The organism is Massilia sp. CT11-137 (assembly GCF_047302885.1).
Classification (GTDB): domain Bacteria; phylum Pseudomonadota; class Gammaproteobacteria; order Burkholderiales; family Burkholderiaceae_D; genus Telluria; species Telluria orientalis.
Genome location: NZ_JBKYMP010000002.1, coordinates 1,820,553 through 1,835,096 on the forward strand (window position 1 = coordinate 1,820,553; position 14,544 = coordinate 1,835,096).

Sequence of the window (14,544 nt, forward strand, 5' to 3'; positions counted from 1 at the left end):
AAGTTCTGCCGGCGGACGCCGATTTACTCATGGGTGCAACGGGCGAACCGCACGAAATCTTGGCTTACCGGACATTGATCGAAAAAGTGCTCTGACCCCGAATTTGAGCCTTTGTTATGGGTAAAAAAAACCGGGAGCAGGTCCCGGTCTTTGTGATGTCGGCAGTATTCCGTATCAGCGCTCGCCGCCCGAACGGGCTGCCGATGCCGGGCGCGGACCGCGGCCCTGGCCGCGACCGCCGCCGTTGCCGCCGTTGCGGTTGCCCGGCTGGCCGGTGCGTGCGCCGCCGCCGCTGTTTCCACCGTTGCCGCCGTTGCCGCCAGTGCGTTGGCCCGCGCCCTGTGCGCGCGCACCGCCCGCGCTGTTGCCGGCGCCACGGTTGCCGCCCGGGCGGCCGCGGCTCGGATGGCCCGGCACGCCGCTGCGCAGCTGGATCGGTTGCGGCTTCGCCGTCGGATCCGGCTCGAAGCCCGCGATGACCTGGCGGGGCAGCGTCTGCTTGATCAGCTTTTCGATGTCCTTCAGCATCTGGTGCTCGTCGACGCAGACGAGCGACACGGCCTCGCCGGTGGCGCCGGCGCGGCCCGTGCGGCCGATGCGGTGCACGTAGTCTTCCGGCACGTTCGGCAGGTCGTAGTTCACCACGTGCGGCAGCTGGTCGATGTCGATGCCGCGCGCCGCGATGTCGGTGGCGACGAGCGCCGTCAGGCTGCCGTCCTTGAACTCGGCCAGCGCCTTGGTGCGTGCCGACTGGCTCTTGTTGCCGTGGATCGCCATCGCGCCGATGCCGTCCTTGCCCAGCTGCTCGACGAGTTTATTTGCGCCGTGCTTGGTGCGGGTGAACACGAGCACCTGTTTCCAGCCGTGCGTCTTGATCAGGTGGGCCAGCATCGGGTGCTTCTTGTCGCGGTCGACCGGGTGGATCTTCTGGGCGATGACTTCGACGGTCGAGTTGCGCGGCGCGACTTCGATCATGGCCGGGTTGTCCAGCAGGCGGTCGGCCAGGGCCTTGATCTCGTCCGAGAACGTGGCCGAGAACAGCAGGTTCTGGCGCTTCGGCGGCAGCACGGCCAGCACTTTGCGGATGTCGTGGATGAAGCCCATGTCCAGCATGCGGTCGGCCTCGTCCAGGATCAGGATCTCGATCTTGTCGAGCTTGATCGTGCCCTGGGCGACGTGGTCGAGCAGGCGGCCCGGCGTGGCGACGAGGATGTCGACGCCGTTCGCGAGCAGCTTGATCTGCGGGTGGATGCCGACGCCGCCGAAGATCACGGCGGAGTTCAGGTTGGTGTGCTTGGCGTACATGCGCACGTTTTCCTCGACCTGGGCCGCGAGTTCGCGGGTCGGGGCGAGCACAAGGGCGCGGATCGGGCGCTTGGACGTCTTGCTGGTCAGCGCGGCGCCGAATTTGTCGGTCGACAGGCGGTGCAGCACGGGCAGCGTGAAGCCGGCGGTCTTGCCGGTGCCCGTCTGGGCGCCTGCCAGCAGGTCGCCGCCTTTCATCACGGCGGGGATCGCCTTGGCCTGGATCGGAGTCGGGGCGGTATAGCCCGCTTCAGTGACGGCGCGCACGATGGCGTCGGACAGACCGAGAGTATTGAATGACATAGTTATCTGGTAGGGATCGGCCCGTCGCTCCTGGGAGCGCCAGTCCAGCCGATCGGATTACACAACAGGGCGCCCGGTACTGGAGCCGGTACGCCGAGACGCAAACGTAGACACAAACGTCAACGGTCACGCGACATTATAGTTAAATATGTTTCGCTATGGAAATTTTAGCGCGGCCTGTGTCGTTTATGACAGGACCGGTGGAAGCGGGGGCGCGGCACCTCGTGGGTACCGGAGGCAATCTTGACAGGCCGACAACGCCGCCTGACGCGGGAACGCCGCGCGGCCAGCAAGGCCCGCGGCATTCCCCGGACTTACACAGGGCGTATTTTACGCGAAACGGCGGGAGGCCGCTCAGGCGAAGGGCTTCAGCAGCGCGACCATGCCGGCGAAGACCTTCGGGCCGGCGGCGATGATGTCGCCCTTGTTGAGGTATTCGGACTCGCCGTTGAACTCGCCGACGATGCCGCCCGCTTCGGTCACGAGCAGCGAACCGGCGGCGATGTCCCAGATTTTCAGGTTCTTTTCGAAGTAGCCGTCGACGCGGCCGGCGGCCACGTTGGCCAGTTCCAGCGCGGCCGAACCGCTCGAGCGCAGGCCGTGGCAGCGCGGGGCGACCACTTCGTACATGCGCAGGTATTCGGCCAGGTCGCGCGGCTCGGCGCCGTGGCCGGAGCCGATCAGGGCCTTGTTGATGCGGTCCGCATTGCGCACGCGGATACGCTTGTCGTTCAGGTAGGCGCCGGCGCCCTTGGTGGCGGTGAACAGGTCGTTGCGGACCGGGTCGTAGATGACGGCCTGCGTGATCACGCCGCGCTGTTGCAGCGCGATCGAGATGCAGTAGTTCGGGTAGCCGTGGAGGAAGTTGGTGGTGCCGTCGATCGGATCGATGATCCAGACGTATTCGCTGTCGTCGTTCAGGTTCGCGGTGGGGCCCGATTCTTCGCCGAGGATGGCGTGGTCGGGGTAGGCTTTCAGCAAGGTTTCGACGATCGCCTGTTCCGACGCCTGGTCGATGTCGGTCACGAAGTTGTTGTGGCTTTTTTCGCTGACGGTGATGCGGTCGAGGTCGAACGATGCGCGGTTGATGACGGTCGCGGCGCGGCGGGCGGCCTTGATGGCCGTGTTGAGCATGGGATGCATAGAGGGCTTCCGTAAAAAAATGCTGACGCCCACCGCGCAAGGGCGCCGTGAACGATCTGAACGAGAAATAATTAAAGAGCAAAGCGGTGCCGAAGCCGTTAAAATCGCGAACTTCTTGCCCGCATTTCAACGCTCGTCACCGCGCGATGGCGTTATTTTAAATGAACCCGACCGAAACTGTCTCTTCTCTTTTCACTCGTCTACGCTTCGTCCTGGTGGAAACGAGCCGCGCCGGCAACGTCGGCTCGGTGGCGCGCGCCATGAAGACGATGGGATTTTCCGACCTCGTGCTCGTCGCGCCGCGCTGCAACGACCCGTTGCACGATCCGGAGGCCGTCGCCTTCGCCAGCGGCGCCATCGACGTGCTCCAGGGCGCGCGGATCGTGGATTCCATCGGCGAGGCGCTGGACGGCTGCAATTTCGCGGCGGCCGTGTCGGCCCGCCTGCGCGAGTTCTCGCCCCCTGTATGGACGCCGCGCGAATTTTCCGCGCACGCGGCAGGGACGGAAGACCTGTATCCAGCGCTCATCCTCGGCAACGAGCGCTTCGGCCTGCCGAACCAGATCGTCGAGCAGTGCAACGTCCTGATCAACATCCCGGCCAATCCCGAGTATTCGTCGCTGAACCTTTCCCAGGCCGCGCAGGTGCTGGCCTACGAATGCCGGCTGGCCGCGCAAGGGGAGAACCGGACGCAGGAAGGCATCGGCTTCCACGGCGAGGCGGCGAGCGTCGCGCAGATCGAGGGCATGTACGCCCACCTGGAAGAGGCATTGGTCGCGATCGGCTTCCTCAACGCGAGCAACCCGAAAAAGCTGATGCCGCGCCTGAAGCGCCTGTTCGCGCGCACGCAGCTGGAGACGGAAGAAGTCAACATCCTGCGCGGCATTGCCCGCCAGATGATGAAATCCACGGGGCGGGATTCCTAGACGGCTTGCTCTAGTCCGAGTTGGTCGCCTGACCTGTTCTTTCGCTTACACTTTGAAAAACACATACAAAGGGTAGGCATGGAGACAACCCGCAGAACCTTCCTGAAAGCCGGCCTGCTGTCCGCCGCGGTCCTGGCCGCGGGCGGCGGCTGGTACCGGCACACGCATCCGGCGCCCCCGCGCGGCTTCGTGCTCGACGGCGAGGCGCGCGCCGCGCTCGACGCCATCGTCGCCGCGATCCTGTCCGGGGCCTTGCCGGATGCGCCCGCCGACCGGGCCCGCGCCATCGCCGCGACGACGGCGCGTGTGCACCAGACCATCCTCGGCCTGCCGCTGCCGGCCCAGCAGGAAGTGCAGGACCTGTTCGGCCTCCTCGCGCTCGGTCCGGCGCGGCGCCTGCTGACGGGCATCCCGGACGGCTGGGCCGCCGCGAACGAGGCGGACGTCGCCGCGTTCCTGCAGGACTGGCGCGTGCACCGCCTGTCGCTGCTGCGCACGGCGTACGCGGCGCTGCACGACCTCGTGCTGGGCGCCTGGTACAGCGAGCCGGCGCACTGGGACGCCATTGGCTATCCCGGCCCGCTGAAGGAACTGGCATGAGCAGCCAGAACGTGATTCCCGATCCGATCGCAGCCGGTCTCGCGCGCGGCTGGAAGGTCATCGATGGCGCGCGCGAAGACAAGGACCGCGATCTCGGCGCCGACGTCGTCATCGTCGGCAGCGGCGCGGGCGGCGGCGTGACGGCGGAGATCCTCGCGCTGTCCGGCCTGTCCGTGATCGTCGTGGAGGAGGGCGCGCTGAAGTCCTCGCGCGACTTCACGATGCGCGAGGCGGACGCCTACCCGGCGCTGTACCAGGAATCGGCCGCCCGCAAGACGCGCGACAAGGGCATCAACATCCTGCAGGGCCGCACGGTGGGCGGGTCGACGACGGTGAACTGGACGTCGAGCTTCCGCACGCCACCATCGACGCTGGCGTTCTGGCGGCAGCGCTTCGGCCTGTCGACGTATGGCGAGGCCGAGCTGGCGCCGTGGTTCGCGCTGATGGAAGCGCGGCTGCACGTGGCCGACTGGCCCGGCGCGCCGAACGAGAACAACGACCTGCTGCGGCGCGGCGCCGGCAAGCTCGGCATCCCGACGGGCCTCATCCGCCGCAACGTCAACGGCTGCTGGAACCTCGGCTATTGCGGCATGGGCTGTCCGACGAACGCGAAGCAGTCGATGCTCGTGACGACGATCCCGTCCGCGCTGGACCACGGCGCGACGCTCGTCACGCGCGCCCGCGCCGAACGCCTCGTATGCACAGGCGACCAGGCCGACGGCCTCGATTGCACGCTGCTCGACGCGGGCGGCCTGCGCGCCACCGGACGCCGCCTGCGCCTGCGCGCCCGCCACTACGTGCTCGCGGGCGGCGCCATCAACACGCCGGCGCTGCTGCTCCGGTCGAAGGTGCCCGACCCCAGCGGGAAGCTGGGCAAGCGCACGTTCCTCCATCCGACGCTCGTGTCGGCGGCGCTGTTCCCGCAGCGCGTCGACGGCTACGCGGGCGCGCCGCAGACGGTCTATTCGGACCACTTCCTGCACACGCAGGCGATCGACGGCCCGCTCGGCTTCAAGCTGGAAGCGCCGCCGCTGCACCCCGTGCTGCTGGCGACGACGATGCAGGGCTTCGGCCGCGAACACGCGGAGATGATGCGCCACTTCCCGCACCTGCAGGGGATGCTGGCGCTGCTGCGCGACGGTTTTCATGCGGAGTCCCAGGGTGGCACCGTGGGCCTGAATGCGGACGGCTCGCCCGTCCTCGACTACCCGCTGAACGATCCGCTGTGGGACGGCGCCCGGCGCGCCCTGCTGACGATGGCCGAGATCCAGTTCGCGGCCGGTGCCAGCGGCGTGCAGGTCGCGCACGAACGGGCGCCGCGCTACGCCAGCTGGGCCGAGGCGAAGGCCGGCATCGCCGCGCTGCCGTTCGAGCGCCACCTCACGCGTGTCGTGTCGGCGCACGTGATGGGCGGTTGCGGGATGGCGGACGGAGACCAACATCGCGGGGTGACGGGGCCGGATGGCCGTTACCGCGGGCTGGCCAACGTGTCCGTGCACGACGGCTCGTTGTTCCCGACGTCGATCGGCGCCAATCCGCAGCTGTCGATCTACGGCATCACGGCACGCCTCGCCAGCGACCTGGCGCACTCCCTCACGGGCCGGCCAGCCGCGCGGCCGCAGGCGTAAGGCATGCCGGCCAGCGCCCGCACCCTGCTGCGCCTCGTCCTGTTCGTGCAGCTGGCCGCGGCGCTGCTGATCGCGTGGACGCTGCAGCACCGGGGCGTGCCGGTGTGGGGCGCGCTGCTGGCGGGCGCCGGCGCCGTCGTGCTGGTGCGTCTCCTGATCAACATGAACAATTTTGTCATGGCGGCGCGCGCGGCGAGCCATACGCCGCCCGAGTTCCGTCTCGGACCCGCGGCACGCCTGCGCATGCTGGCCGAGGAATTCCGGGCCAGCATGCTGGTGACGTCCTGGCACGTGCCGCGCGGCTGCGCGCGCATGTCCCTCCATCGAGACAGTGGCCGCGTGCCGGTGCTGCTCGTGCACGGCTACGGCTGCAACAGCGGCTTCTGGGCGCACCTGGAACCGTTGCTGGACCGCGAGCGCATCAGCCACGCCACCATCGACCTGGAGCCGGTCGCGGCAAGCATCGACGCTTACGCGCCGCTGATCGAGGCGCGCGTGCGGGAGTTGTGCGCCGCGACGGGCGCCGCGCGCATCGCCATCGTCGCCCACAGCATGGGCGGGCTGGCGGCGCGGGCGTGGATGCGCTCGTACGGGAGTGCCAACGTGGCGAAGTTGATCACGCTCGGCACGCCGCACCACGGCACGGTGCTGGCGAACCTCGGCCTGGGCGAGAACGCCGCGCAGATGCGCCGCGACAGCGCGTGGCTGCGCGACCTCGCAGCGGGCGAGACCCCGGACGTCCGTGCACGCATCGTCTCCCTCTTTACCCACCACGACAACATCGTCGCGCCACAGGATTCGAGCATCCTGCCGGGCGCGCGCAACGTCGCATTCGGCGGCGTGGGGCACGTGGCGCTGGGCAGCAACCCCGGCGTGCTGGCCGAGGTGTTGCGCGTTCTGAGAGAACTGCAGCCGGCCATGGCCTGAGGGTCCGGTCGATGATATCCTTGCACGTGAGTCCACCCATACTTGTTTCCATGCAACAGAAAGCCCCGCGCCGAACCCGCGAACGCATCCTCGAGCTGTCGCTGCGGCTGTTCAACGAATTCGGCGAACCGAACATCACCACGACCGTGATCGCCGACGAGATGAACATCTCGCCGGGGAACCTGTACTACCACTTCCGCAACAAGGACGACATCGTGAATTCGATCTTCGTCCAGTTCGAGGCGGAGATCGAGCGCATGCTGACCGTCCCGGCCGGCCGCCGCTCGAACATGGAAGACGTGTGGCTGTACCTGCACCTCATGTTCGAGTTGATCTGGAAGTACCGGTTCTTCTACCGCGACCTGAACGACCTCCTGTCGCGCAATCGCAAGCTGGAACTGCACTTCAAGGCGATCCTCGCCCACAAGATCAAGGTCGCGCGCCAGCTGTGCGAAGACCTGCGCAGCGAAGGCTCGCTGGAAGCGGGCGACGCGCAGATCGGCGCCATGGCCACGAACATGGTCGTCGTCGCCACGTACTGGCTGTCGTACGAATACGTGCGCAATCCGCGCAAGTACAGCGAGCAGCAGGCCATCGCGGATGCGCTCGCGCGCGGCTGCTACCAGGTGCTGTCGATGCTGGGGCCTTACCTGCGCGGCGACACGCTCGCGCTGTTCCAGCGCCTGTCCGACGACTTCCTCGCCAAACTGCCACCGGAAGCGCCATGAAATCCATCGCCGTCTACTGCGGCGCCTCGCTGGGCGCCGATCCTGTCTATGCCGACGCCGCCCGCGGCCTGGCGCGCGCCCTCGTCGAGCACAACATCGGCCTCGTCTACGGCGGCGGCAAGGTGGGCCTGATGGGCGTGATCGCCGACGAAGTATTGCGCCTCGGCGGCGACGCGACGGGCGTGATCCCGAAGCACCTCGTCGAGCGCGAAGTGGGCCACGCCGGCCTCACGCGGCTGTTCGTCGTGAAGGACATGCACGAACGGAAGGCGATGATGTCCGACCTGGCCGAAGGCTTCATCGCCATGCCGGGCGGGATGGGCACGCTGGAAGAACTGTTCGAGATGGTCACGTGGGCCCAGCTGGGCATCCATGCCAAGCCCATCGGCCTCCTCAACGTGGACGGCTTCTACGACGGCCTCGCGTCCTTCATCGACCATCTCGTCGGCACCGGCTTCGTGCGGCCCGCGCACGCGGAGTTGCTGGTGCGCGACGCCGACCCCGACACGCTGATCCGTCGCCTGCGTCAAGCCTGATCCAATCGCTCGATGTTTGCGGAAACATTGAGCGTTTCCTGATCGCTACACGAGCGAATCGGGCTGTCTCCCTGCGCCTTGAAATGATATCGATCGCGTGTCCCTAACATCATTGTTGTGCGCTATCATTATTCGGTAGCACAAGGCGATTCGGCATGTGCACGATGAACGCGATACGCGTCGATCCCCATCCACCACTAAAACGGGGCCGCCGCACGCCGGATCGATTTCGATATCGAGAAGGAGACACCATGATCAACAAGCGTCGCAACCGCCTGCTCAAGCTGCTCGACGAGCGCAAGGCGGCCACCGTGCACGAGCTGGTCGAATCGCTGGACGCGTCGCCGTCCACGATCCGCCGCGACATCAGCTGGCTCGCCGCCCGCAACCTCATCCACCGTACGCGCGGCGGAGCCGAGACGACCCCGCGGAAGAAGCGCCTCGGCGGCCTCGCCAACGACACCTTCGCCGACAACCTGCGCGCCAACGCCGCGCGCAAGTACGCCATCGCCCGCCACGCCGCCGCGCTGTGCGAGGACGGCGAAACGATCATCATCAACGGCGGCACGACGACGTTCATGATGGCCGACTTCCTGGCCGACCGCAGCCTCAAGATCATGACCAATTCGTTCCTGATGGCCGACCGGCTGCTGGCGACGAGCCAGAACGAAGTGCTGATCCCGGGCGGGACCGTCTACCGCGACGAGAACGTGATCCTGTCCCCGTTCGACAACGATGCGACGGGCGACCAGTACGCGTCGAAGATGTTCATGAGCGTGTCCGGGCTGTCGATGCTGGGCCTCGTCGAGACCGACCCGCTGCTGATCCGCGCCGAACGGCGCCTGATCGGCCAGGCCGAGAAGCTCGTCGTGCTGGTCGACAGCTCCAAGTTCGCGCGCCGCGCGGGCCTGATCCTGTGCAACCTGAAGCAGGTGCACACGGTGATCACGGACAGCGGCGTCGCCGACCTGTCCGTGCAATGGCTGGAGCAGGCGGGCGTGAAGGTGATCGTTGTCGAGCCGGAGACGCCGCCGGCGCAGGATTGCATTGCGTTGGATGGGGTGCAGTTCGGGCTGCACGGGACCATGTGCGCGATGCTGGCCTAGGGTAGCGGCTTCAACCCTTCCGCCCGCACGACCCAGGTCCCATCGTGTGGAAAGCCGGGCGCCGCCCCGGCCGGCGCGCCATCCCAGCCGCCCGCCATCATCGCGACGGCGGCCAGCAGCGCGCCGTTGCCGGGCAGGTAGACGGGCAAGTCCGTGTTCGGATTGTGCCCGGCCGCCGTGTAGCCGTTGTTCGGCACGCCCGTCTTCATCAGGACGTCGACGGCCGTCTCCGGACGGCCCAGGCGCGCCGCCGTCATCGCGATCATCGGATAATCCCAGCCCCAGATCTTCGCCTTCCAGTCCCATGCTGCGAGCACGGCGTCCAGGGTGCGGTCCATGACGGCGCGGTCGACGCCCGCGCCCGGCAGCTGGCCCAGCGCCATCAGGAACGACGGGTGGTCCTGGCGGCTGGCGACGTCGTCCCACGTGTCCGGGATCGATTCGAGCGCGACGTATTTGCCGTCCTTGACCGGGAGGGCGGACAGGTGCCGGCGTTTCTCGTCCCAGTCGCCGCTGCGCGGCAGGCCGAGGCGCGTGCGCCAGGCCTGCGCGATGTCCAGCGCCGTCGACCAGTACGACAGTTCGTACGCCGGATTCATGCTGGCGGCCGGATCGTGGATCTCCTGCGCGATCCACAGCGGCGGGCCCAGGACCCAGCGCTTGTTCCTGTCGTCCCACGCGAGCATCGACGCCATCGCATCGGCCGTCGCGAACACGAGGTCGCGGTAACGCTGGAGCGTCGCGGGCGAGGGATCGTCGCGGTACAGCAGTTCCGCGAGGTGGATAGGATGCGGCTGGTTCCACACGATCAGCGGATTGCCGCCGGGGCTTTCGCGCCCCTGCGGACTCGTCATCTTGGGCCAGCGCGCACCCTGCAGCCCGCGCGAGGCCGCGATGGCGCGCGCGGCGGGCAGCGTGGCCCGGAACCAGTCCAGCGCCCGCGCCAGATACGCCGGACGGCCCCACAGCGCGAAGTGCGCCGTGTGCCACCAGATCATCTCCGTGTGGTGCTTGCCGTACCAGGTGGACGTCGTCAACCCGCTTTCCTGCGGCGGAACATCACCGCCCGCCTGGATCGCCGTGAGGTATTGCGACAGCACGACGCGCCGTTCCAGCTCGGCCGCGCGCGGGTCCGTGCTGCCGCTGAAATCGACGGCCCCGCCGCTGCGCCAGAACGCGGGCCAGTGCGCGGCACTGCGCGCGAAGACGTCCGCCGCATCCGGCGCCGGCGCATCCGGCGCATACGCCAGCGTGAAAGCGAGCACCCGCCCGGACTTCGGCCGCAGCTCGAACGTGTGCGGCGCCGGTGTCGCAATGGTCAAGGGCGTCGAGGCGCGCAGCGCCGCGCCGTAGCGATAGCCGTCGCGCGCATGCGCGAGCACGAGGGTGTCGGCCGTGCGCGTCACGATCGTCGTCGTGTGCGACGCCGGCTGCGACCAGTCCAGCGGCGGATTCTGCTTGATACCCGCGACGTAGCCGCGCGGGAGCGCGAGCCTCACGGCCAGGCCGCGCGCGAGCAGCGTCGATTCGATGCGCACGGCGAGCGTGTCGCGGTCCGGGTCGACGGCCGTCGTCACGACGACCCGTTCGCCGTCGATGGTGTACGCGCTCGTGAGCACGCCGCGCCACAGGTCGAGGCGCTGGTCGATCGCGCCCACGTCCGCCAGCGCGAGCGGTTGGCCGTCGCGGTGCGTGTAGGCGATGGCGAGTTGTGCGAGCGGCTGCGGGTGCGGATTCTCGCGCAGCCAGGCGGCGGCCGGCACGTCCATCCGCGTCGGATAGTCCACGGTCTTGCCGTGCGCCGTGTAAGCCTTGTTCGCATCGGCGAGCTGGTACCCGTGCGGATTCGGATCTTCGTGCCACGCCCACCGTGCCTGCGTTTCGAGGCCGATGCCGTTGGCGCGGTAATGGTCGGCGAAGGTCTGCAGGCCCGTCACGTCGGCGGTGAAACAGAAGCGGCCATTGCCGACGCTGAGCGGCGCCCACGGGTCGGGCGCCGCCAGGTGCGGTGAATGACGCGCGACGAGGGCCTGGCGGTCGATGCGGTCGGCCGCGTGCGCGGGCGGGACCGTCACGAGCAGGAGCAGGGCGGCGAAGGCAAAGGCGGGCATGGCGTCTCCAGGGATGCGACAGCCGATGATAACCGCCGGTTTTCGCAATTGCGATCACGTTTTTGACCAGATTTCCTTTCGGTCAGTCCACTGAGCGGTCGCCGATTGACCCTGTTCGCGGCGGCTGTCTACCATCTTTACGCCCATCGATAATCCATAAGGAAAAACGGCATGAAGACGAGACGCAAGCACAAGCGGGCCCGCGCCCACCACACCACAACGATGTCCGCGTTACTGATCGCGGCAAATCTCGGTTGCCACGCGAACGCGCAGGAAGCCGACGTATCGAAACCCGAGGAGAACAAAGTCGTCGTGACCGGCTCCCGCCTGGTCAGCCGCGGCTTCCTCGCCCCGACGCCCGTGACGACGGTCGACGCGCAGGAACTGAAATTGACCGGCACGCAGAACCTCGAGGTGATGCTGTCGGATACGCCGCAGTTCACCGCGAACCAGCTCAGCAGCCCGACGGCGAACACGGTGCAGCCGGGCCAGCCGTCCGGCACGTCCACGCTGAACCTGCGCAACCTGGGACCGACCCGCAACCTGGTGCTCGTGAACGGCCGCCGCTTCGCCATCACGGGTCCGGACTTCACCACCGACGTCAACACGATCCCCGCGGCGCTCGTGAAACGCGTGGAGACGGTGACGGGCGGTTCGTCCGCCGTGTACGGCTCGGACGCCATCTCCGGCGTCGTCAACTTCATCCTGCGCGATAACTTCGAAGGCGTGGAGATCAACGCGCAGAGGAGTATCGACCAGCCCACGCGCACGCCGAACGACTCTCTCGACCTGACCGTGGGCGGCAATTTCGGCGGCGGCAAGGGCAATGTCGTCGTCTCCGTCAACTACATGGACCGCGACGGTTTTACCCGCGGCGAGCGTGGCGGCTGGGCGCTGCCGTCGCTGGGCGATGGCTGCGTGACGGCAGCGTCGTGGTCGTCCACGCGTCCCGGCACGCCGCTCGCCGTGCCGGCGGGGCAGACCTGTGTGTCGGCGGGCGGGCGTCCGGGCCTGATCTTCAGCGGCTCGTCGAACGTGCCGACGGGACGCATCGGCAACCTGCCCGTCGTCGGTTCCGCCGCGTCGAATCCGGCCCTGAACGCGGCGCTCATCGCGGCCGGGCTGCAGAACATGTCGACCCTCGGCGCCATCTTCGACCCGGCCGGCAGGAGTGTCCGGCCATACGCGGCGCCGGGCGACGCGTACGACCTCGGCCCGCTGTCGTACATGGTCACGCCGCAGAAGCGCTGGATGAGCAATGCGTTCGCCCACTACGATTTCAGCGAGCGCGCCACGGGCTACATGGAGGCGCACTTCAGCAGCAATTCCGCGAGCGTGCAGATCGGCCCGACGAGCGCCAGCGGCAACTTCCTCTTCAATACCAACAACCCGTATCTGAGTCCGCAGATGCAGGAGGTGCTGCGCCAGCTCGACCTGCGCGAGACGGGCACGACGCGCGTCACGAACGGCACGTCGAGCCTGACCACGACGCCGGGCGACGGCCTCGCCGTGTTGAACTACAACCGCCGCTTCTTCGACCTGGGCGGACGCGTGGCGGACACGGACCACCAGGTCTACCGCATCGCGCTGGGCCTGCGCGGCAGCCTGCCGGACGTGTCGGACCGCTGGCTGCGCGACCTGAAGTACGACGTGTACTACACGAAGGCGCGCACGACGGAGACGCAGGACCAGGCGGGAACCATCTCGCTGAGCCGCTTCCAGAACGCGATCCTGGCGCAGAACGGCGCGGCGCCCGTGCTGAACCCGTTCGGCCAGAACCTGACGGAGGCGTCGGCCAATGCGATCTCGGTGGCGTCGAAATCGAAGATCACGGCGGAGCAGAACGTCCTCGCCGGTAACGTGGCGGGCTCGCTGATGGACGTGCCGGCCGGCGCCATCGACTTCTCGACCGGCTTCGAGCGCCGCTACGCGTACAGCGCCTACAGCCCGGACGTGTTCCTGTCGTCGGGCGACGTCTCCGGCTGGAACGCGGCCCGTGCGACGAAGGGTTCGACCACGGTGAAGGAGCTGTACGGCGAGGTGCGCGTGCCGCTGCTGGCGGACAAGCCGTTCGCGAAAAGCCTGTCGGTATCGGGCGCGTTCCGCCGGTCCGATTACGACGTCGCTTCGGTCGGCAAGGTCTGGACCAGTTCCATCGGCTCGGAATGGGCGCCCACGCGCGCACTGACGTTCCGCGCGCAGAAGCAGAAATCGATCCGCGCGCCGAACGTGGGCGAATTGTTCGGCGGGCAGGGCACGAACGGCCCGACGGCCACGGACCCGTGCTCGAGCCGCGCCCCGCTGGCGCAGCAGACCCAGGCCGTGCGCGTGCTGTGCGAAGCGACGGGCGTGCCCGCCAACCTCGTGTTCGACCCGGCCGTGCAACCGTCGCCGTTCATCACGCAGGTCGTCGGCGGCAACCCGGACCTGTCGGCCGAGAAGTCGCACACCGTCACCGTCGGCGCCGTGTTCATGCCGCCATCGGTGAAAGGCCTGCAGCTGAGCGTGGACTGGTACCGCATCACCGTCGACGACGCCATCTCGACGCTGGGCGGCGGCGGCATCCAGTCCGTGCTCGACCTGTGCTACAACACGATCCGCAACGCGGCCAGTGTGTACTGCCGCGCGATCAACCGGGACCCGATCACGGGCCAGATCGCGGCACCGACGTATGTGATGACGACGAACGCCAACATCGGCGGCATCGCGACGCGCGGCGTGGACCTCGCCGGCCACTACAATTTTACGAGGGACGGCATCCAGTGGACGCTCGATTCCAACTGGACGTACGTGAACGAGCTGACGTTCACGCCGATCCAGGACCTGCCCGAGCTGAAGAACCGCTGCGTGGGCACGTGGGGCGCCACGTGCGGCCAGCCGGTGCCGCGCTGGAAGGGTACGACGCGCGTCAGCATGAAGCGGGGACCGCTGCTGCTCTCGGCCCGCGCACGCTATACCGGCCCCGTGACGGTGGACTCGTACGCGCTGGCCGCGAACCCGCCCGCGCTGGAATCGCTGACGAATCCGAAGATCAAGTCCTATACTTGGCTGGATTTGACCGCCGGCTGGGAATTCAGCCGCATGGTCAACCTGACCGGCGGCGTGCGCAATGTGCTGGACAAGGATCCGCCGATCCTCGGTTCCGCGCAGCTGCCGGCGAATAACACGATCCCGGCCACGTACGACACGCTCGGACGCCAGCTGTTCGTGACCCTGAACGTGAAGCTGTGA

At 67.8% G+C, this 14,544-nt stretch carries 11 protein-coding genes; 8 read left to right on the top strand and 3 right to left on the bottom strand.

Features of this window, described 5'->3' with window-relative positions; translation table 11 throughout:
* Positions 1-174: 174 nt before the first annotated feature.
* A complete protein-coding gene (locus tag ACEN98_RS24825) occupies positions 175-1,608 on the bottom strand; it encodes a DEAD/DEAH box helicase (RefSeq protein ID WP_413387552.1) in 1,434 nt (477 codons plus the stop codon).
* A gap of 354 nt (positions 1,609-1,962) precedes the next feature.
* Entirely contained in the window at positions 1,963-2,742 is a 780-nt protein-coding gene (locus ACEN98_RS24830) for an inositol monophosphatase family protein (RefSeq protein ID WP_413345182.1), read from the bottom strand.
* A gap of 170 nt (positions 2,743-2,912) precedes the next feature.
* Between ACEN98_RS24830 and ACEN98_RS24835 the strand changes: the two genes are divergently transcribed.
* The 7 genes from ACEN98_RS24835 (at position 2,913) to ACEN98_RS24865 (ending at position 9,202) form a co-directional block, all read left to right on the top strand.
* Complete coding sequence (locus ACEN98_RS24835; RefSeq protein ID WP_413387553.1) at positions 2,913-3,677, top strand: RNA methyltransferase; 765 nt, start codon at positions 2,913-2,915, stop codon at positions 3,675-3,677.
* A gap of 78 nt (positions 3,678-3,755) precedes the next feature.
* A complete protein-coding gene (locus tag ACEN98_RS24840) occupies positions 3,756-4,277 on the top strand; it encodes a twin-arginine translocation signal domain-containing protein (RefSeq protein ID WP_413387554.1) in 522 nt (173 codons plus the stop codon).
* Positions 4,274-5,905, top strand: coding sequence for a GMC family oxidoreductase N-terminal domain-containing protein (locus ACEN98_RS24845; RefSeq protein ID WP_413387555.1), 1,632 nt, complete (start codon positions 4,274-4,276; stop codon positions 5,903-5,905). The genes ACEN98_RS24840 and ACEN98_RS24845 overlap by 4 nt, the downstream gene beginning before the upstream one ends.
* A 3-nt stretch (positions 5,906-5,908) precedes the next feature.
* Entirely contained in the window at positions 5,909-6,832 is a 924-nt protein-coding gene (locus ACEN98_RS24850; RefSeq protein WP_413387556.1) for a lipase family alpha/beta hydrolase, read from the top strand.
* Positions 6,833-6,882: 50 nt separating this feature from the next.
* Positions 6,883-7,560: a TetR/AcrR family transcriptional regulator gene (locus tag ACEN98_RS24855; RefSeq protein WP_413343225.1), complete on the top strand. Its 678-nt coding sequence runs from the start codon at positions 6,883-6,885 to the stop codon at positions 7,558-7,560.
* Entirely contained in the window at positions 7,557-8,096 is a 540-nt protein-coding gene (locus tag ACEN98_RS24860; RefSeq protein ID WP_413343227.1) for a TIGR00730 family Rossman fold protein, read from the top strand. Before ACEN98_RS24855 ends, ACEN98_RS24860 begins: the two co-directional genes overlap by 4 nt.
* 251 nt (positions 8,097-8,347) lie before the next feature.
* A complete protein-coding gene (locus ACEN98_RS24865) occupies positions 8,348-9,202 on the top strand; it encodes a DeoR/GlpR family DNA-binding transcription regulator (protein WP_413387557.1) in 855 nt (284 codons plus the stop codon).
* Here ACEN98_RS24865 and ACEN98_RS24870 read toward each other — a convergent pair.
* Positions 9,199-11,313: a hypothetical protein gene (locus ACEN98_RS24870; RefSeq protein ID WP_413387558.1), complete on the bottom strand. Its 2,115-nt coding sequence runs from the start codon at positions 11,311-11,313 to the stop codon at positions 9,199-9,201. The two genes, ACEN98_RS24865 and ACEN98_RS24870, sit on opposite strands and share 4 nt — an antisense overlap.
* Before the next feature lie 171 nt (positions 11,314-11,484).
* Here ACEN98_RS24870 and ACEN98_RS24875 point away from each other — a divergent pair, with 171 nt between their 5' ends.
* Entirely contained in the window at positions 11,485-14,544 is a 3,060-nt protein-coding gene (locus tag ACEN98_RS24875; RefSeq protein WP_413387559.1) for a TonB-dependent receptor domain-containing protein, read from the top strand.